The following is a 19,438-nucleotide window of genomic DNA, read 5'->3' as shown; positions in this document are numbered from 1 at the left end:
TACCTGGCTCATACTTTCTCCCCGCTCTTACACCCCAGCGTCACTCAAGAACCCGCCGTCGACCGTCACCACCGTCCCCGTCACGAACTGCGCTGCCGGGCTCACCAGCCATAGCACTGCCCCACACAGGTCATCTGGCGTACCGAAGCGCCCTTGTGGGGTATGGGCAAGCACACTCCGCCCCCGCGCGCTCAATCCATCTGGTGCAGCCGGGTCAGTCAGCAGGAAACGGTTCTGTTCGGTGAGGAAAAAGCCCGGGACAACCGCGTTCACCCGAATGGCCGGGCTGTATTCCCGGGCGAGATACGTCGCGAGCCACTGGGTGAAATTCACCACGCCAGCCTTCGCCGCGCTGTACGCCACGACGCGCGTGAGTGGCCGGATGGCCGCAACCGAGGCAATGTTCACAATACTCCCTTGTCCCACCTCCACCATGTCTTGGCCAAAAACCTGACACGCCCAGATCGTGCCCAGCAGGTTCACCCGCACGACTGCGTCAAGCGCTGCCGGATCTAGCGCAAAGAACGATTGCTCAGGCCCCGTGGTCGCGTCGGGGCGATTGCCGCCTGCGGCATTGACCAGCACGGTCACTGGCCCGAGCGTGCGGCGAATTGTGGCGTGCGCCTCGACCAGCGAGACTGGGTCGCTCACATCCGCCGCAACACCCAGAGACTCCGGTTGCACGGCACGCACCTGCGCCACGGCGCGCTCGAGCCGCTCGCGCTGCCGGCCAAGAATCGCCACGCGAGCCCCCGCCTTCGCCAGTGCCAACGCAATCGGCAAGCCCAAGCCGCCAGTCCCGCCGGTCACGCAGGCCACGGTCTCACGCAGGTCAACAGTGCCGCGCGCTTCACCGCTCACGGTGTGCTGCCTCCGTCTCCCGTGTCGTCTGGCCAACCCACTGGTGTGCAGGGTCCTCGGTCCAGGCCCCGTACTGCTTGCCTTCTCCGCAGAGCGCCCACACGTAGCCCATGGCGTACCCCGGCGCAGCCACAACCGGGTGATAGCCGCGGGGGATGACGATGGCGTCCCCGTCTTCCACTGTGAACGCAACATCGAAGGGCGTGCCATCAGGGTGCTGGCCATAAATCCGCTGGAGCCCGAACCCCCCAGGTGGATCGAAACGGAAGAAATAGACTTCTTCATAGGGAAGTTCGCGTGGTGGATTGACCGTGTCGTGCTTGTGGGGCGGGTAGGACGACCACCCGCCAGGCGGATTGAGCGTCTCGCCAACCAGCAGCCGCTGGGTCACCGCCAGCGTTGACGTGCCTGGCCAGACTGTCCGCTGCCAGCTGCCTCGTCCAACGTCCCGCGCCGGCGCATCATGAGGCAACACGACCGCCCAGTCACCGCCCGTGGGCGCTGGCGCATGGACGGCAAGCAGGGTAGCAGGCGTTTCGGCCATGACCGCATAGCGTGACGCTGGTGGGATGCAGATCAACACTGGCCCGTGTTGGAAGAAGCCAGGCCGTGTCACGGTCTGCCATGGCTGCCCCTCGCGCAGCACCTGGACCGTGCCCGCAAGGAGATCGAGTACGTATTCGTGCTCGCCTGTCTCACCGCGTAGCTGCTCACCGGCGCGCACCACGTGCAGCGTAACCGTCAGCCAGCGCACTGTCCCGTCATCAGGCGAGACCAGCACGTGGTGACCCGGTTCCCCCAGCCGACTCGGCCGTTTCCACTGCTCCACCATCATCCCTCCCTGCCTATGGCGCACTGGCACGGACCACAAGCTCCGGCTCAACGACCACCTGACGCGGCTCCTGGCGCCCGGCGAGCCGCTCAAGGAGGAGCCGCGCGGCATGCTCACCGAGCATGTGCTTCGGTACACGCATCGTGGTCAGCGCTGGTGTGACCAGGCCAGCCACGGTGATATCGTCGAACCCCGTCACGGCAATCTCAGCGGGTACGGCACATCCTGCCTGCTGACACGCCTGGAGCGCACCGAGTGCGACCAGGTCGTTGTAGCAGACAAAGGCGTCAACACCCTGTCCTTGCTCAAGAATCTGCCGTGCGGCCACGACGCCCCCGTCGATGAATGGCGGGCAATCGACCATGGCAACGAGGTCGGCATGCCCCTGCAGTTCGTTCAAGGCCCGCAGCAGCCCGCGCCGGCGGCCTTGCCCGCTGTACGAGCGCGGCGGTCCGGCCAGGAACGCAAGCCGTCGCCGGCCGTTTTCCACTAGCCAGTGCACCAGCCGGTACATCGCTGCCTCGTCGTGCAGCAAGACGGCATCCGCTTGGTCAGTTGCGAGCGCCCGGTTGACGAGGACGACGGCAGCAAACTCGGCGAGCATCGGCAGCAGGGCTTCGTCGGCCAGACGCGTGCCGCAAAGGATGACGCCGTCGACGCGTTTCTCAGCCAGGGCGTGCAGCGCCTGCATTTCACGTTCTGGCTGCTCATTCGTATTACTGAGGAACACCTGGTAGCCTGCCGCCTGGGCCGTCTCTTCGACTCCACGCGCGATCTCGGGGAAGAAGGGGTTGGCGATGTCGGGCACGATCAGGCCAATGGTCAGCGTTCGACGCGTGACCAGGCTGCGTGCCACGCCATTGGGGCGATAGCCTAAGCGCTCAATCGCTGCAACGACGATCTCCCGGGTACGTGGACTCACTTCGCCTTTCGCATTCAACACACGCGACACAGTCTGCACGGACACACCAGCCTCACGCGCGACATCGACAATGGTGACCTTCTTACGGCCCATCACCCCGCCCGCTTCCTGAGGACGATCCGCTGCCACTCCGGCAACTGTGAACGTTCCCGTGAACGTTAACAGATGGCTCTATCATAGCGGACAGCTCCACGGCTGTCAACCCTCGGTTCACGAGGTGAAGTTGCCAGAGCGTATCCAGAATCTATCGCTGGACGTCGTCTATGCGCACATGCCAATGAAGGCGCGCACCCTTGCTGCGGCGACGTCCGCCGGAACGATGTGCTTGTCGCCAATGCTTGCAGGACCAGGGCTCACGTCGCGGCGAGATACGCAGGTGCTGCGCGCACGCGCGCTGTCGTCGTGCCCAGCGTCCGGAAGCTCACCGCCTGTTCATGCGTTGCGCGAGCCGAAGGCCATGGCGACGCACGCAGTGAGCTTGCGAAGGGCGCGTCGCCGCGAGCGCACGATGTTACCAGTGAAAAATGACATGCTGTTCGAGCAGCACCAAAGCGCCCCTTGAAGAGGGGACACGCACAGTGCCTGTCGGTTCTGCCGGATTCCCTGAATGGGGTGACTGCGCAGCTGACGGCCCTGTGCGTCGTGTTCGCGGGCAGCGTGGTGTGTGGGACCGGGGTGGCCTTGCCGGATCAATGAGAATGACATATCCCAGCAGCTATCCCAATAGCCGCCCCATCTCCCCAAGACATCGAACAGGCACATCTCATACAGCACTCAACACCTGCCGCACCTGGTTGATCAGCTTTTCTGCATGCGCACGCACCTGCTCTGGCTCCGGCCGCTGGCTCTGTGGACGCATGCCACAGTGGGCGAGGTCATTCCGGAGTTGTCCAAGCTGATCCCACAGCAGAAAAACCCGGCGCTCTGGGACCTGCCACGCAATCGCCGCACCCTCACGGAGTTTCCTCGCTCCGTTGTTGAGCGCTCGTCCCGCCTGGTCGCGGATCTCCGGATGCAGCCACCGCTCAGCGTTCTCCGGGAATCGCTCAAGGATGTACCAGCTGACCAGCCACTCGCGTGCCAGCGTGACTGCCTGGAGCACAAGTCCCTTTGTGAGGGCATAGTCAATCAACGCGAGCTGTGCCTGGAGGTTCGCGCGGGTAAGGCGATCTGGTTCGTGATGCGCAATCGCCGCAACCTCATCAGCGATCTCCTGCGCCAGCAGTGCAAAGGGCCGAACCCAGTGTGCAAGTTCCTCCTGTGCGGCCGCAATCGTATTCACCACCGTCCTCGCGGCTGTGAGCGCCTCGTGCGGCCGGTTCAGCTGCACCGCGGTCGAAAACGTCCCCAGCGCCTTGCCCACCCGCTGCAATTGGCGTGGCTTCGCATGCCCGTTCCCCCGACGCCACTGGCGGCGCTGTGTCTCGCCCAACCGCTGGGCAAGCAACTGGCCGTTGCCTGACTGCACCAATGCTTCAATACCGCTGAGCCAGTCAATGAGATCGACAAGCGGCGTCAGGTCAAACACCGGCGCATTCCCCGCAGCATCACGCGCCTCATACGCCCCATAGAGCACGCGCTCGATCGTGACGTCGCGCACGCGATGCAAGAAGAGTGCCGCCGACACAGCAAAAAGCGGCAGCGCTCGAAACCCGTGTGTGACGTCGAACAGCAACCGCGCCTTTGCTGGCACGCGCGTGACGAGCGCGTCGAAGACGTCCCACAGCTCCCGCTCGTTCCTGCCGATGGGAATCAGCACTGGCTCGGCTCGCTCACCGAGGAATGCCTGTAACGCCTGCCAGTTGTCATGCTCGAGCGCTTCGGGGGTAAGGAGAACCAGGACACGTTCAGGCGCAAACCATTCGGCCAGCGCTGTAGGGAAGAGGCGGGTGCGACAGCGTCGCCAGGTGTCCCCATCCCGCAGCTGATACGTGGCTTCCTGATAGTCGCCAGTCCCCAAGACGGTCACCAGCAGCATGACACACCGTCCCAACTCTTCGGCCGAACCATGATGTCGCAAGAGTATGGGCAACGGGACAGCGGTCTGTCAACATGTCAGACCATCGGGGCTCTTTCGCCTTCGGCTCGTTGTGCCGAAGACCGTGAGTGGGAGTTGCAGTCTGGTGAGGAGGCACAAGACGTGACAGGATTGCGCTTCAACCCCACGGCACCAGTAGCGCACGACGATGACCGGCCAGCTGAGCCGCTGCTGCTCGACACGCTGGTGACAATCCTGACGGATGGCCTCAACGCGCTCGCCCATCCACCGGCCATTGACGGAGCAGACCCGCGCGCTCGCGAGATCCGCCGTGCGCTCGAACGGCTCGGGAGCGATCTCCGCGGCTTGCTCGGCGAACTCGAAACCGTTGTCCAACGTTCCGCCATCGGCGTTGCGCGCACGAGCGTGCGGCTACAACACGTCGCTCGCCAGATCGACACGGCCCGCCAAGGCGCAGAGCACATCACTGCCGCGTTGCGGGAAGTGAATGCCGGGGTAGAAGAGATCGCGCAGTCGGCTGAAAGCGCCGCCACCGCTGCCCAACAGGTCGACGCCCGGGCTGCGGACGGCTTACGCGCCAGTGTCGCGGCAGAGGAGACCGCCGCGGCGTTACGGGCGCAGATGCAAGACGTAGCGAACCGGCTCGAGACACTCCTCACCCAAATCTCCGCCATCATGCGCGTCAGCGACGTCATCGCCAGCATCGCCAAACAGACCAACCTGCTGGCCCTCAATGCCGCAATCGAAGCAGCGCGCGCGGGCGAGCACGGCCGCGGATTCGCCGTTGTCGCCGAGGAGGTACGCAAATTAGCCGAACATACTGCAGCACAGACGCGCGAAATTCGCTCGTTGACTGACACCCTTGCTGCTCAGCTGACACCGGCACGCCAAGCTCTGGCCCGGAGTGTCGACCTTGTTGGGGCCTCAGTCGAGGCGATTGACCGGCTCAGCCAGGTTCTGCGAGAAACAAGCACGCTCGCCACCCAGGCAGCACACGCGATTGATGCGATCGCCGCTGCCGTTCAGCAACAAGCTGGAGCCTTGCAGACCGCAACCGGATCACTCGAACAAACGACAGAAAGCATCAGTGGCCTTGAGCGAGAGACGCAGCACATTGCTGAGGAAACCTTTGCGCTCGCACAACTGGCGCAACAGGCCTATGAGGGCTTTGCCCGCGTCGATCTGGACACCCCCTTCCATCGTGCGCTCAGCGCCTGCCGCGAACTCGCTGACCGTTGTCGTGCGGTTTTCGAACGTGCGATTGCCGAGCGGCGCCTCCGGCTCGACGATGTACTCGACTTGCGTTATACCGAGATCAAAGGCCCGGCAATCCGTTCGCTCGCCCGCCTGTTCGATGTCAGCCGTGTCCCACCTGAAGGCTTCCAGCCGCCGAAATACAGCACAGCCTATGACGCCGTTGTCGACTTGGCCCTTCAAGCCGAAATGGACGAAATCCTACGCCGCGACTCCCGCTTCGTCTTCGCCCTCGTCATCGACCTCAACACCTACGCGCCGATCCATAATCGAGTCTTTTGTAAAGACTGGACGGGCATTCCTGAACGCGACCTTGCCGGCAATCGCGTCAAACGCTTCTTCTCTGATCAGCCCGTGCTGGTGAAGGCTGCGCGTATCGGGCTCGGTGAAGCAGCCGAGCACCTGCCGCCGCGGGCGACGCGCCAGCAGTTCGTCCAAGCCGGCTGTGACCTCCGCGAACCACCCGGCGGTGATCAGCGCTTCATTGCCCAAACCTATGCCCGCGACACCGGCGAGGTAATGTCACTTGTCGCCGTGCCGCTCTACGTTCATGGACAACGCTGGGGTGCTGCCGCCATTGGCTGGCGGGTCTGAACCTGTACTGCACCCATCCTCCCACACAGTCCGGCGCAGACGCTCGTGTCACGATGCCGGTAAACCAACGCGCGATCGGCCTGAAAGGGATCACACACGAGCACCAACCCCCTGCTCTTCTCGTCCACCCCCGTTGAAACGGGGGTGGACATCGTTCACCGAGTGCGCCATGCCACGACAGCCAGCGTTGTGTGTCCAACATTGTTGAACATCAGACTTGTCGCTGCCTCGCCTACCTCGCTATCGTGTGACCAGTGAGCACACCGCAGAACGAGCGAGGAGGAGCACATGGAACGACAGCGTGCAATAACGCGACGAGCAGCTCTACGATTGCTTGGTGGGGGGATGCTCGGTGGCCTGCTGCTGAGCGCGTGCGGCGGCAATGCGACGCCGACACCGACCCGTGCGCCAAGCAGCGCCGCAAGTCCAACAGCGGCGGCAACGCCAACCCCTGCACAAGCGGCCACGGCAACGCCAGCCACAACGACCGCGACAGCTGCGGCGAGTCCCACCGTCATCGCGACGACGCAAGCAAGTAACCAAGGGCCGGTACTCGTTGGTGTCCTCGGTGACCTCAGCGGAACCTATTCGTCCCTTGGACAAAACGTGCTCCGTGGCATGCAGCTCTATTTAGAGCAGGTCCAGAACAAGGGTGGCGGCCGCCCGATTGAACTGCATTCCGAAGATTGTGCTGGCAGTCCAGACCAGACGCTTTCCAAGACGCGCAAGCTCGTCGAACAGGATCGCGTGCACATTCTGGCTGGCGTGACCCTCAGTAACGAAGCAGCGGCTATCCGTGACTACGTCGTACAGCAGCAGGTTCCGCTCATTGTCGCCAATGCCGGCTGGCAACCCCTCACGCGCGATCCCAAAGTGCGCAGTCCGTATCTCTTCCGCGTGTCCTTCGCCAATGGGCAATACGAAGCTCCGTTTGGCGATTATGCGTACAACAAGCTTGGCTACAAGCGCGTGATCCTTACCGCTCTGGACTATTCAGCTGGCCATGAGAAAGCCGATGCCTTCCGCAAGCGCTTTGAGCAAGCGGGCGGCAAGATTGCCGGTGAGGTCTACGTGCCAATGAACACGCAAGACTTTGGCCCGTACCTGCAGCGCATCCAGCAGTATCAAGCTGACGCTGTGTGGGCCTTCTACAGTGGCGCTGATGCCGTGCGCTTTGTCTTGCAATATACCGATTTTGGTCTTAAAGACAAGTTCCCGCTGACCGGGGCTGGCGACACGGTCGACGAGAACATCTTGAATCAAGAAGGCGATGCCGCTCTCAACGTTGTGACGTCGCTCCACTATTCGCCACTCTATAACTCGCCCGAGAACAAGGCCTTTGTCGACGCCTTCCGCGCCAAGTACAACGCTCAGGCGAACCAGTTTGCGTATCAAGGCTATCTGGCGGCTCGCGTGATTGTCGAAGCATTGAATGCGACAGGCGGCAAGGTTGAGGATAAGCAAGCCTTCCTGCAAGCCCTGCGACAGGTGCATTTTACCGGGCCGACTGGCGAGTTTCGCTTTAACCCGGAGTCGCAAGGACCGATCATCACCGTGCTCATCCGGAAGGTTCAGAAGTTACCAGACGGCAGTTATGGAAACGTTGTGATTGACACGATTGGCAACGTCGATGACCTTTCCTTCTAACTACGATGTTGTGGCTTTGGTGCGCTCGGCAGCGCAGTTCGTGACGGGCAAGGAAGACGTTAAGCGCGTTTAAGGGAAGGGGCAAGCGCTGCAGCTGATGTAGCCATAGTGGGATTGGTGCCTAACGGAGCAGTCTGGCGTGTAACGGAGAGCGGTGCACAAAAGGCACCGTCGAGCACGTCTTGGGGGTGTCAATAGCTTTCCGAAGCGTAGCGCATCACTGCCTGAGCCATTATCCATGTTTTTAAGCTGAACGCAGCCGCTGACGTGATGTACAGTGCGCCTGGGGCTGCGTAGTGAACGCAACAGGGATATGTCATTTAAAGGAACGTTCTGCTTTCACGTTGCTAAGAGCGGATCTGCTTGGCTCGCAGGCTCCTCCATGTATGTCTGCCATGCTGTTGACACGCGTGAGGAGATGTTGTGGGTGGCCAACATCGCCATCACGCATGGTACGGCCCGCCCAAGCACGCGATCCAGCAGCTCGTGTTCTAACTATCACTCGGTGAGCTGGACAAACACCGAGCCGCGACCAGTTGCGCAAGAACCCGGCTTAGTCTCGTGCCGGGCTGGATGACGGTAGTGTTGAAGTGAGGCTGAGCGGAAACGCGGTCAAGCCTGGAGGCTTACCTCCTTATAACACTCCGTCCGTCGAGCGTTTGACTGCGACGCAATAACCCATTAGCCACCAAACCTGTAGGGCTGCGCCTGCCTGTCCGTCTTTCTGCTGTCAGGCAGGAATGGAGTAGCCGTGCCCTGCTGCTTTGCAGGATGGCCTGAGACAGTCAATCAATGATGGTTGCCATGAGGGCTTTGTTTCCCAACCTGTCGCTTGCATCCTCAGCTCGCTCCCTGCAGCAAGCCGATAAAAGAGCAATACGTGCGCATATCTCTTTAACTTGCCAGCGGGTCTTGACGTTGGCTGAACACGATATTACAGTGAGAGTAGTCGGAATCATGAATGGAGTTCAGAATTTTGAACATTGGCGTACTCTTACCCCGTAATCGACAGCAGGCTTCACCAGCAGTCGCGCGAGCGCTGGCCACACTCGAGGCCCTTGCTCACACGCCGGATGGGATGACACTTGCCGAACTCAGTCGGACACTCGGTGAAGCAAAGAGCAGTCTCTTGAACGTTCTCCGGACATTGGAAGATGGGGGATTCGTTAGTCGTAATCCTGAGACAAAACGCTATCATCTTGGACCACAGCTTTTAGTGCTCAGCGCTGCCTATGCACGGCAGAGTAGCTTGCTACGTGAGTTCTATGCACTCGCTCCCGATATTGCCCGAGAGTTGGGAGAGACGGTGCAACTCGCTGTCTTACGTGGGCGATTCGTGCTGTATGTTGCCAAACAGGAGGGTACCCAATGGGTACGACTGGCATCCGAAGTCGGCACGCTCCTCCCCGCCCATGCGACTTCGCTTGGCAAATGTCTCCTTGCCTGGCTCGACGAGGCAGCGCTCGATGCCCTCCTTGCCGGCATCAAACTGGAGCAACTGACCCCATATACGATCACTGACCTTGCGCAGCTCAAGACCGAACTTGCTACCGTGCGCGCCCGAGGTTACGCAGTTGACCGTGGGGAGACATTAGAAGAGGTACGGTGCGTCGGCGCACCGATCCATGACGCTTCAGGTCGGGTTGTGGCGGCAATGAGTATTTCAGTTCCAAGTTCACGGTTTGACGGTCAGCGCGAACAGGAACTCATCGAAGCAATCAGAGCAGCAGCAGCGACGCTTTCGGCTCATCTTGGCTATCGAGAACCAGAGTATCGACGGCCTTTAACAGGCAGCGCTTCCTAGCATGTGCGGCTAGGAGTGCCACGGAATGAAAGAGGGAGGAGGAGCCCCATGGTTGAATATCACTCACAAGCAGGCACACGGATAACGCGGCGTTCTCTGCTTAAAGGTGCAACCTTGCTGGTCGGTAGTGCGCTCCTGGCCGCCTGTGGGGGTGGAGGAGGCGGTGGAGGGAGCAAGACTACTACAACTACAACAGGCGGCAGTGCACAGTCCTTTGCTGGGGTAACAGTCAATGTAGTGACCTTCACCGGGCCGCAGATTGCTGAGCCGCTCCAACGACATGCGCCGGAATTCGAAAAGCTCACTGGCGCGAAGATCAACGTGATCACGGTGCCATTTAGCGACCTCTACCAGAAAATTCTTACTGACTTCTCGACCGGGACCAACAACTACCACGTGATTGTCTTCGATCCACAATGGATGGCCGATTTCGTCACGCCGGGCTATCTCGAAGACCTCACGGATCGTGTCAAGAACGATCCAGCACTCCAGTGGGATGACATTGCTCCATTCTTCCGCAACTTTAGTGCAACCTTCAACGGCCGGGTCTATACGGTGCCACTCGATGGTGATTTCCAGATGGTCTACTACCGTACCGATCTCCTGGAGCAGGCCGGGTTGAAACCGCCCGAGACCTGGGAAGACTACTTGAATCTTGCCAAGACCTTCCACGGCAAAGACCTCAACGGCGACGGCTCTCCTGACTTTGGTTCAGTCATCGCCAAGAAGCGTGGGGCGCAGTCCTACTGGATGTTCTGGTCCATTGCGGCATCCTTCCTGCAGAGTCAGGGGACGAAGCAAGGGGCATTCTTCGACACGGATACAATGGATCCGCTCACGAATAACGAGGCCTTTGCCATGGCCCTCGACATCTACAAGGAGACGTCAAAATATGGACCACCGGACGAACTTAACTTTGATGTCGGCGATTCCCGATCAACGTTCATTACGGGTCGCGCCGCACTCTCCATCGACTGGGGCGATATTGGAACACTAGCGATCGACCCGCAGCAATCCAAGGTCAAGGACAAGGTCGGCGCAGTCATCTTACCTGGGACCAAGCAGATTCTTGATCGGAAAAGTGGTAAGCTCGTCGCGTGCGACCAGACCACGTGTCCATACGCAACCAATGGGATTAACCATGCGCCCTATGCTGCCTATGGTGGCTGGTCAGGAGCGATCAATAAAGCTGCCCCGGCCAAGGTTAAGGATGCTGGCTATGCCTTCCTATCCTATGTGAGCCAGCCCGCGCAGTCGAATGTCGATGTAACGATTGGCAAGACGGGTTTCAACCCATATCGCACCTCGCAATTTACGAATCTAGACCAGTGGATCAAGGCAGGCATGAGCCAACAAGCGGCGCAGAACTACCTGGGAGCAATTAAAGCCAGCCTCGAGAGTCCGAACATGGTGTTGGATCTGCGGATTCCTGGCACCCAGCGCTACCAAGGCGTCGTTCTCGATACGGTGCTTTCACGGTTCCTGGCTGGTGAGATCACTCGCGACCAAGCCATGAAAGAACTGACCGACGGCTGGAACCAGATCACAAATGAACTCGGCCGTGACAAGCAACTCGCGGCCTACCGCGCGAGCTTAAGCCTACCAACCAAGTAGGAGACGCTGGCTATGGCAGAGCGCCATGAGCATGTAGATATGACTGGACAAGTAGCCGCACCGCCGGTCGCTCCAGCACGGCCGCGTCGCCTTTCGTGGGTCACGGTGAGCGCATGGGCTGACCAGCAGGCAGGAGCAGTGATGCTCCTGCCTGCGGTCTTGATTATCCTCTTGCTCGCGATCTTTCCACTGATCTTCTCCCTCTACCTGTCTCTGTCACGGTTCCAACTGGTCAGTGGCGGCTTCCGTATCCAGTTCGTTGGGCTCCTGAATTACCAAAAACTCTTCTTCGGCGTAGAGCACGAGCACTTTCTTGGTACATTCGCCCCATCAACGCCACTCAGTTGGGTCATCTTGGGCATCGGGGCTATCATCCTGATTGGCTGGTTGCTGCGCTATGCCCGTAGTCGTCCACCACAACTGATACTAGGCCTGCTAGGCCGCGGGATCGTCGCTGCCGGCATCCTGGCAGCGCTCTGGCTGCTTGAAGCAACCCTTCGCTCAGGGGGAAGACCAGGGACACTTATTGTGACCCTCATCTATGTCGTCGTCGGTGTTGCCCTCCAATATGTTGTTGGCCTCGGCCTCGCTCTTCTCTGCACACAACAGATTCCTGGACGGCGGTTTTTCCGGGTTGTATTCCTACTGCCAATGATGATTACCCCTGTCGGTATCGCCTACATGTTCCGGATGTTGACCGACACCACAAAGGGCCCGCTGGCACCATTGTGGGAGTTCCTTGGGCTCGCAAACTTCTCATGGGTTAACGATCCGTGGGGGGCACGGATTGCAGTGATGATCGGCGACCTCTGGCAGTGGACGCCGTTCATGTTCATCGTCCTCCTCGCCGCACTCGAGGGGCAACCACAAGAACTCCTTGAGGCAGCGACCGTTGATGGAGCTAATCTTTGGCAGATCTTCTGGAAGATTACGCTCCCGCAGATTGCCCCCGTTAGCAGCACGCTTATCTTGATCCGCTTGATCGAAGCCTTCAAGATCTTTGACATGCCGAACGTGCTGACCGGTGGTGGCCCAGGAACAGCGACCGAATCGTTAACTCTCCACGCCTATGTGACCTGGAGGGCGTTTGACTTCGGAACCTCGGCAGCAATTGCCTACACCCTGCTCTTCATTGTCACCTTCGTTGGACTCAGCTACGTCAATCTGATCCACCGCCGTCTCACGGAAGCAGCAGGATAGGAGATGGCTATGTCCACGCGTACTGCGTTAGCCCGACAACGCTCGCCGCTGGCTCCTTCACCCTTGCGACTTGTCTTCTCCTATGTCGTGCTCGGCCTCTGGACACTTATCGTCCTCTTCCCACTCTACTGGCTGGCAATTACCGCGTTTAAGCTCCCGGTCCACGTCTACAATGGGCCACTCTATATACCTTTTGTTGACTTTCGACCGACGCTGGAGAATTGGCGCTATATTTTCGTCGATCTGCGCAACGATACGATTCGACCGTATATCAATACGGTTATCGTTGGGCTCTCCAGCTCGGTCTTAACACTTCTCTTCGGAGCGGCCGCGACCTATGGACTGAGTCGGTTTCGTTATCGTGTACCGCTTGGCATTGTCCTCACGTTCCTTCTCTGCTGCCTACTCGCGCTACTGGGGATGAACCTTGGCCTGCCAGACAGTCTGGCGATTGCCGCTGCCACTGCCCTCTTTGTGATCGGTGCGTTAACACTGGGCCGCCGCACGAAAGCAGCGCTCGGCAACAACGACATTGCCTTCTGGATCATCTCCCAGCGGATGCTTCCTCCCGTGGCGGTTGTGATCCCGATCTACATCCTCTTCCAACGACTCCATCTGCTCGACACACGGACGGCCCTCGTCATCGCCTATATCGCCGCGAACTTGCCGATTGCGGTCTGGTTGCTGCGCGACTACTTTCGTACAATCCCTCTCGACCTTGAAGAGAGTGCTGCAATCGATGGGGCATCACGTTACCAAATTCTTTGGCACATCGTACTGCCGCTCGCGCTTCCAGGTCTTGTAGCGACCTTTCTCTTTGTTCTCGTACTCGCCTGGAACGAGTATTTGCTTGCGCTCTTTCTCAGTAGCGCCAACGCCCAGACCATGCCGCTGCTGGTTGCTGCGCAGAATGCAACTCGTGGTCCACAATGGTGGTACATGTCAGTGCTGATCTTAATTATGATCGTGCCAGTCATTGTGCTGGCAATTGTGCTCGAGCGGTACATCGCACGCGGACTGCTGATTGGCGCGGTCCGTGGATAATTCCACATCAGATTTCAACTCGGGGGTCGAGGGCCAAGGGAATCGCGAGGGGAATGCATGGGTAAGCTGGATAACCAGATTGCACTCGTGACCGGGGCAGGGTCAGGCATTGGGCGGGCAATTGCGCAGCGCTTTGCTGCTGAAGGGGCAATGGTCATCGCCGCTGATATCAACCTCGAGGCTGCAGAAGCGACTGCCCAAGCGTCGCCCGAGCACATCGTGCCGCTTTTGGTTGACGTGACGGACGAGGCAAGTGTTCAGGAGCTTGCTGACATAGCCTTGTCACGTTTTGGGAAGATCGACATTCTCGTCAACAATGCAGGAATCGGCACAACAAAGGACCTGCTAGAGACGCCTCTGGAGGAGTGGGAACGAGTCTTTGCCGTCAATGTCCGTGGTGTCTTCCTCTGCACGCGCGCCGTGCTGCCACAAATGCTCAAGCGGCATCACGGCATCATCATCAACATCGCTTCAGTCGCCGGTCTCATCGGCATCCCTAAACGCGCAGCGTACTGCGCAAGCAAGGGAGCGGTGGTCACACTGACAAAACAAGTCGCGATTGCCTACGTCAAAGACGGGATTCGCTGCAATTGCATCTGTCCTGGTACCGTCGATACGCCATGGGTTGAGCGACTTGTTGCGCAAGACGCTGATCCGGTTGCTGCTCGCCGAGCGCTTGAAGCACGGCAGCCGATGGGACGGCTGGTTCGAGCCGAAGAAGTCGCCGCTGCTGCACTGTACCTCGCGTCGGACGAGGCGGCGGCGGTGACCGGCACCGCCCTGGTCGTTGACGGCGGCTGGCTGGCACAGTGACCAGTGGGAAAGAGGGCAGTCATGAAGGCCTACGGACTCACCCTCTGCCTGCGCGATGATCCAGACGCCATTGCTGCCTATCGTCGCTACCACCAGGCCGTCTGGCCACAGGTCTGCGCACGGCTGCGTGAGGTGGGTGTGCAGACAATGCGGATCTTCCTACGCGGCCGTCGCCTTTTCATGTATGTTGAGGCAGATGATGCGTTTGATCCAAGACGCGACTTCGCTCGTGTGAATGACGACCCAGTGTCGGCAGAATGGAACGCGCTCATGGCAACTTTCCAGGAACGCGCGCCAGAGGCGGACACGAACGAATGGTGGGCGCTCATGGAACTGGTCTTCGACCTTGACTGGCCCCAACACCGTACTCTTCCAGCGAGCGAAGGACACGACGGGGAGGAAGCAGGCCATGGCTGAAGCAGCATTGCCGACGCTGCCGCGCAGGCCTTTGGGAACGACGGGATTGCTCGTTACCCCGATCTGCGCTGGCGGGGCACCGCTTGGCAGCATGCCAGATACCTTTGGGTATGCTGTGCCTGAGGAGCAGGCGATTGCAACAATCCGGGCCATTTTTGCAAGCCCCATCAACTTCCTTGACACAGCGGCAGCGTATGGTGACGGTGAAAGCGAGCGACGCATCGGTCTGGTCATCCGCGAACTCGGCGGGCTCCCCAACGGATTCGTGCTTGCCACCAAGGCCGACCGTGATCTCGCGACGAGACGCTTCGATGCTGAACAGGTGAAGCGCTCAGTCGAACGGAGTCTCCGGCTTCTTGGACTCGCCCGCCTGCAACTTGTTTACTTCCACGATCCTGAGCATGCTGGGCTTTCTGTCGCCGAGGCAATGGCTCCGGGCGGGCCAGTGGAGGCATTGCTTCGTCTGAAAGCGGAAGGCGTCATCCAACACGTTGGTATTGCCGCCGGTCCCATTGAGATGATGATGCAGTACGTTGCAACAGGTGCCTTCGAAGTGGTCATTACGCACAACCGCTACACGTTGCTCAACCGCACCGCGGAGCCGTTGATTGCATTGGCAGCCGAACGCGGCCTTGGGGTGGTCAATGCTGCGCCCTACGGGAGCGGTATCCTGGCCAAGGGCCCTGACGCTTACCCGCGATACGCCTATCGTGACGCCTCACCAGCACTCCTCGAGCGTGTGCGCCAGCTCGCTGCCATCTGCGCGCGCTACAACGTCCCGCTTGCCGCTGCAGCACTGCAGTTCTCCCTGCGCGACCCTCGCATCAGTGCGACCATTGTTGGGATGAGTCGGCCCGAGCGTATTGCTGAGACCGTGCGATTGGCGACACTGCCCATTCCTGAAGGACTCTGGGACGAACTGCTCCAGGTTCCGCCATTCGCCGAAGACCCGCAGACTGGCCAGCCGGTGCGGCTGCCGTCTTCCTAGGGCAAACGGTAAACACGGCGAGCATTCTCACGGAACAGCATTTGCTCGTCATCCAGGGTCAGTGGGCCAAGCGCAGCGCGGAGCGTTGCATACGTTTGCTGGTAATCGGCAGCAAGTGTGCAGACAGGCCAGTCGCTGCCCCAGAGCATTCGCTCGATACCAAATTGGTCGAGGACGAACGCGATCACTGGACGAATTACTTCAACCGTCGGCTGTGGCCCAGCCTCTGTCAGGAGGCCAGACAGTTTCAACCAGACGTTGGGATATGGCACTAATCTCGCAATCTGCTCCCGCCAGCGCTCAAGTTGCCCAGTCGCAATTGGTGGCTTGGCAAGGTGATCGACCACCAGGGTCAGGGTAGGGAATCGCTCGGCCAGAGCTGGGACATGCGGCAGGTGCTCAGTTCGGACGAGGAGGTCGAGCGTTAAGCCCCGCTCAGCAACAGCAGCAATGCCACGTTGGACGTCTTCCCGGGCGAGCCAGGCAGAGTCCGGCTCATTTTCGGCCGTCGCCCGCACGCCACGAAACGCTGGATGGCGTGCATACATGTCCAGGTGGAGGTCAACCGCTGGCGCAGCGAGGTCGACCCAGCCAACAACGCCCGCAACAATTGGATATTGCTCGGCAAGTGAGAACCACCAGGCATGATCCCAGGCCGAACGCGCCGCTTGGACAATGACGATCTGGCGAACGCCAACGCGCTCAAGCCAGGGCAGCAGGTCGTCAGGGGTGAAACTGCGCTGCAGTGCCGTCAACTCAGGCGTCATCCAGTAGAGATCCGACCGTCCATACTGCCAAAAGTGCACATGGGTATCAACCCAGCCGGCTGCCTCCATGCCAACCACCTCCCGCCGCGAGTGGTATATCGCATGCCATAGCGTATTTTCGCGCTTCTTGCTTACCGTGGCGAGAGTGGCGCAAGCAGCGCACCGCCAACTCCCCAGACAACACGTGCGAGGAGCAGCCCAACGAGAAGCGAGCCGCCAGCGAGCAAGGCTACCCAGTCCTGCCAGCGCATCGTGAGGTCACGCAGCGCGGTTCGTTGGCGCGACGCCCCAACGCCGCGGAGCGCGAGCGCCCAGCCGAGTTGCTCGCTATATCGGAGGCTCGTGATCAGGGCTGCAATGAGAATGGGAACAAGCGCTCGCAGACGTCGCCAGCCACGTGGTGGCAGGATCAGTCCCCGCGATTGCATGGCGGCAGAAACCTGCTCGACAATGGCAGCAAAGAGTGGGATAAAGCGTAAGCCGATCGTTAAGGCAATGCCAAGGCTGAAGGGCATCCCCAGGCGAACAAAGCCTCGCACAAGAGCTCGTTGATCAGTTGTCCCCAGCCAGAGGAGGGCGATGAATGCCGTAGACGCAACACGCAGGGCCGCACTCACGCCAGCGAAGAGCGCTGGTAGCGTGATGTGCACTGGGCCAGCGGTCACCAACACTGGCGAGCCACCAGGATGAAAAACTGGCCACAGCAACACGATCAGGAGGAGGAACGGCCGGAGCGCACGCCAGAACGCCAGCACTGTTGCTCGTGGATAGCGGATGTGCCAGAGGACAAGCTGCGTCAACACCAGGAAGGCAGCAAGGAGCAGTACGCTATCCCAGCTCAACACGAGTGCACCCGTGAGGAGGGCAAGCACAAACTTGACTCGTGGATCAAGACGATGGAGCGCAGAGCGACCAGGGACAAAAAGATCAGCGTGGGCCATTGGCATCGTCCGTTTTTGTCGCAACCCGTGCCTGGCTCAGCAGGGCAATGAGTTCATGAGGAGAAAGCACGCCCCGTCGATGGAGGAGTCGATCGGCAAGTGTCGTTGCGGGCAGCGGATCGAGCCCGGCACGTTCCAACAAAGCAGCATCGCCGAGTATCGCACGGGCTGGGCCATCAGCCAGAATGCGCCCGTGTTCGATGAGCACAACACGCTCGGCCCAGGCGGCCAACTGTAAGTCATGGGTGATCAGCACAATGCTCCGCCCTTGGTGGCAGTCACGCTCTAGCATGCCTAGCACGTGCATCGCTTGTGGCACGTCGAGCGCACTGAGCGCTTCATCAAGCACAAGCACAGCCGGGTCGAGTGCATAGACAGCAGCGAGGGCGATCAGTTGACGGAGACCTCGACGCAAGAGGGTCGGATGCTGCCGGCGATAGGGTGTTAAGCTGAACAGGGCGAGCATTGCCTCTACACGCTTGGCGACAGCCGAAGGCGAGAGGCCGAGCGTGCGCGGGCCAAAGGCAATTTCCTGCTCGACAGTCGGTTGAAAGAGCTGATGATCGGGATTTTGGAAGACATAGCCGACGATACGGGCAAGTTCTCCCGGGGCACGTCCACTCGTGTCATGGCCAGCAACGATAACACGTCCTGCGTGCGGACGTAATAACCCGTTGCTGAGCTTGGCAAGCGTGGTCTTTCCCGAGCCATTTGGGCCGATAACCGCAACGCGTTCCCCAGCCGTAATCTCCAGGGAAACGTCCAACAGCGCTGGCACATCACCATAGGCATACTGCACGTGCTCAAACCGTAGCAATGGAGTGCCAGGAGCTACATCGCCAACCACGACGCGAGTGCCTCTTGCGCTTCATCGACTGTGCGCCAGGCCACCGCTATGCCGGTGCGTTCAGCGAACCAGGCAGCGAGTTCAGCCAGCTGTGGCACCGGTAGACCAAGGGCTTGCATGTGCGCACGTGCCGAGACGAGCAGTGCTGGTGAGGGGCCATCGAGCACACACTGGCCGTGATCAAGCACGATGATGCGGTCTACCAACGCGCTAAGCCAATCAAGGTTCCGTTCAGCAACGATCAACGTGAGTCGCTGCCCAAGCACCTTCCGCAGCTGCATCAGCGCCCGCAAGAGCTCACGGCGCCCGCCCGGATCAAGTTGTGCCGTTGGCTCATCGAGCACCAGTACACTCGGTTGCATGCTCAACGCTGCCGCAATGGCTAACCGTTGCTTTTGTCCACCGGACAATGCCCAAGACGGACGAGTTCGCACGTGGGCTAGCCCCATTACCGTCAGCGCCCAGTCGACGCGTCGGGCGATTTCGGCCGGTGGCACACCCATATTCTCTGGTCCGAAGGCAACCTCGTCCTCAACAGTCAAGCCCAGAAGGTTGCTCTCTGGATCTTGTAAGACAATGCTGACAGCAGCAGCTAACGCTGCAACGCTTACCCGGCGCGTATCATACCCAGCAACCAGCACACGGCCTTCAATAATACCGCCGGTTTCTTGGGGTACGAGTCCGGTAAGTGCTAAACAGAACGTGCTCTTTCCACTGCCCGCTGGTCCAGTAACGCCAACTGCCTCCCCGGATGTGATCGTCAGTGTCAGGCCATCAAGCGCGAGGGGCGGGGCTTGCCCAGCTTCGACTGGTGGATACCAGTAGCGCAATCCCTCGATCTGAACGGCTGGTGCTTGTGAAGCACGCTCGGCAGGGGTTGACGTTTCGTGCACG

Annotated in this window: 17 protein-coding genes; 9 read left to right on the top strand and 8 right to left on the bottom strand. The window is 60.1% G+C overall.

Annotation, left to right across the window (positions count from 1 at the left end; all coding sequences use genetic code 11):
- Positions 1-27 precede the first annotated feature (27 nt).
- The 4 genes from N675_RS01255 to csx2 form a co-directional block, all read right to left on the bottom strand.
- Entirely contained in the window at positions 28-861 is an 834-nt protein-coding gene (locus N675_RS01255; protein WP_051913787.1) for an SDR family NAD(P)-dependent oxidoreductase, read from the bottom strand.
- Entirely contained in the window at positions 851-1,696 is an 846-nt protein-coding gene (locus N675_RS13370; protein WP_231577885.1) for a 5-deoxy-glucuronate isomerase, read from the bottom strand. The genes N675_RS01255 and N675_RS13370 overlap by 11 nt, the downstream gene beginning before the upstream one ends.
- A 10-nt stretch (positions 1,697-1,706) precedes the next feature.
- Positions 1,707-2,708, bottom strand: a complete 1,002-nt coding sequence (locus N675_RS01245; RefSeq protein ID WP_051913782.1) for a LacI family DNA-binding transcriptional regulator — start codon at positions 2,706-2,708, stop codon at positions 1,707-1,709.
- Between the two features lie 670 nt (positions 2,709-3,378).
- Positions 3,379-4,593, bottom strand: a complete 1,215-nt coding sequence (gene csx2 / locus N675_RS01240) for a TIGR02221 family CRISPR-associated protein (protein WP_038037495.1) — start codon at positions 4,591-4,593, stop codon at positions 3,379-3,381.
- A 162-nt stretch (positions 4,594-4,755) separates the two neighbouring features.
- Here csx2 and N675_RS01235 point away from each other — a divergent pair, with 162 nt between their 5' ends.
- The 9 genes from N675_RS01235 (at position 4,756) to N675_RS01195 (ending at position 15,989) form a co-directional block, all read left to right on the top strand.
- The gene (locus N675_RS01235; RefSeq protein WP_051913781.1) at positions 4,756-6,462 is read left to right on the top strand and encodes a methyl-accepting chemotaxis protein; all 1,707 of its coding nucleotides are present in this window, start codon (positions 4,756-4,758) and stop codon (positions 6,460-6,462) included.
- Positions 6,463-6,750: 288 nt separating this feature from the next.
- The gene (locus N675_RS01230; protein ID WP_038037494.1) at positions 6,751-8,109 is read left to right on the top strand and encodes an ABC transporter substrate-binding protein; all 1,359 of its coding nucleotides are present in this window, start codon (positions 6,751-6,753) and stop codon (positions 8,107-8,109) included.
- 976 nt (positions 8,110-9,085) lie between these two features.
- Positions 9,086-9,913, top strand: coding sequence for an IclR family transcriptional regulator (locus N675_RS01225; protein ID WP_051913779.1), 828 nt, complete (start codon positions 9,086-9,088; stop codon positions 9,911-9,913).
- A 48-nt stretch (positions 9,914-9,961) separates the two neighbouring features.
- Entirely contained in the window at positions 9,962-11,527 is a 1,566-nt protein-coding gene (locus N675_RS01220; RefSeq protein ID WP_038037493.1) for an ABC transporter substrate-binding protein, read from the top strand.
- 12 nt (positions 11,528-11,539) lie between these two features.
- Positions 11,540-12,727 (top strand): carbohydrate ABC transporter permease, encoded by a 1,188-nt coding sequence (locus N675_RS01215; RefSeq protein ID WP_231577884.1) that lies wholly within the window; start codon positions 11,540-11,542, stop codon positions 12,725-12,727.
- Positions 12,728-12,736: 9 nt separating this feature from the next.
- The gene (locus N675_RS01210; protein WP_051913972.1) at positions 12,737-13,771 is read left to right on the top strand and encodes a carbohydrate ABC transporter permease; all 1,035 of its coding nucleotides are present in this window, start codon (positions 12,737-12,739) and stop codon (positions 13,769-13,771) included.
- 57 nt (positions 13,772-13,828) lie between these two features.
- Positions 13,829-14,584, top strand: a complete 756-nt coding sequence (locus N675_RS01205; RefSeq protein ID WP_038037492.1) for an SDR family NAD(P)-dependent oxidoreductase — start codon at positions 13,829-13,831, stop codon at positions 14,582-14,584.
- Between the two features lie 21 nt (positions 14,585-14,605).
- Positions 14,606-15,001 carry an L-rhamnose mutarotase gene (locus tag N675_RS01200; protein ID WP_081886749.1) on the top strand — a complete coding sequence of 132 codons (396 nt, stop codon included), beginning with the start codon at positions 14,606-14,608 and terminating at the stop codon, positions 14,999-15,001.
- Positions 14,994-15,989: an aldo/keto reductase gene (locus N675_RS01195; RefSeq protein WP_051913777.1), complete on the top strand. Its 996-nt coding sequence runs from the start codon at positions 14,994-14,996 to the stop codon at positions 15,987-15,989. Before N675_RS01200 ends, N675_RS01195 begins: the two co-directional genes overlap by 8 nt.
- Here the strand turns inward: N675_RS01195 and N675_RS01190 are convergent.
- The 4 genes from N675_RS01190 to N675_RS01175 all read right to left on the bottom strand — a co-directional run bounded on the left by N675_RS01190 (position 15,986) and on the right by N675_RS01175 (position 19,437).
- A complete protein-coding gene (locus N675_RS01190) occupies positions 15,986-16,825 on the bottom strand; it encodes an amidohydrolase family protein (protein ID WP_038037491.1) in 840 nt (279 codons plus the stop codon). The genes N675_RS01195 and N675_RS01190 overlap by 4 nt on opposite strands.
- A gap of 62 nt (positions 16,826-16,887) precedes the next feature.
- The gene (locus tag N675_RS01185; RefSeq protein WP_051913775.1) at positions 16,888-17,697 is read right to left on the bottom strand and encodes an energy-coupling factor transporter transmembrane component T family protein; all 810 of its coding nucleotides are present in this window, start codon (positions 17,695-17,697) and stop codon (positions 16,888-16,890) included.
- Positions 17,684-18,544, bottom strand: coding sequence for an energy-coupling factor ABC transporter ATP-binding protein (locus N675_RS01180; protein WP_051913773.1), 861 nt, complete (start codon positions 18,542-18,544; stop codon positions 17,684-17,686). Before N675_RS01180 ends, N675_RS01185 begins: the two co-directional genes overlap by 14 nt.
- Positions 18,529-19,437 carry an energy-coupling factor ABC transporter ATP-binding protein gene (locus tag N675_RS01175; RefSeq protein ID WP_051913771.1) on the bottom strand — a complete coding sequence of 303 codons (909 nt, stop codon included), beginning with the start codon at positions 19,435-19,437 and terminating at the stop codon, positions 18,529-18,531. Before N675_RS01175 ends, N675_RS01180 begins: the two co-directional genes overlap by 16 nt.
- Position 19,438 lies beyond the last annotated feature (1 nt).

This window comes from Thermorudis peleae, from assembly GCF_000744775.1.
GTDB classification, from domain to species: Bacteria; Chloroflexota; Chloroflexia; order Thermomicrobiales; family Thermomicrobiaceae; genus Thermorudis; species Thermorudis peleae.
This window is presented reverse-complemented; position numbering and strand designations above follow the sequence as displayed.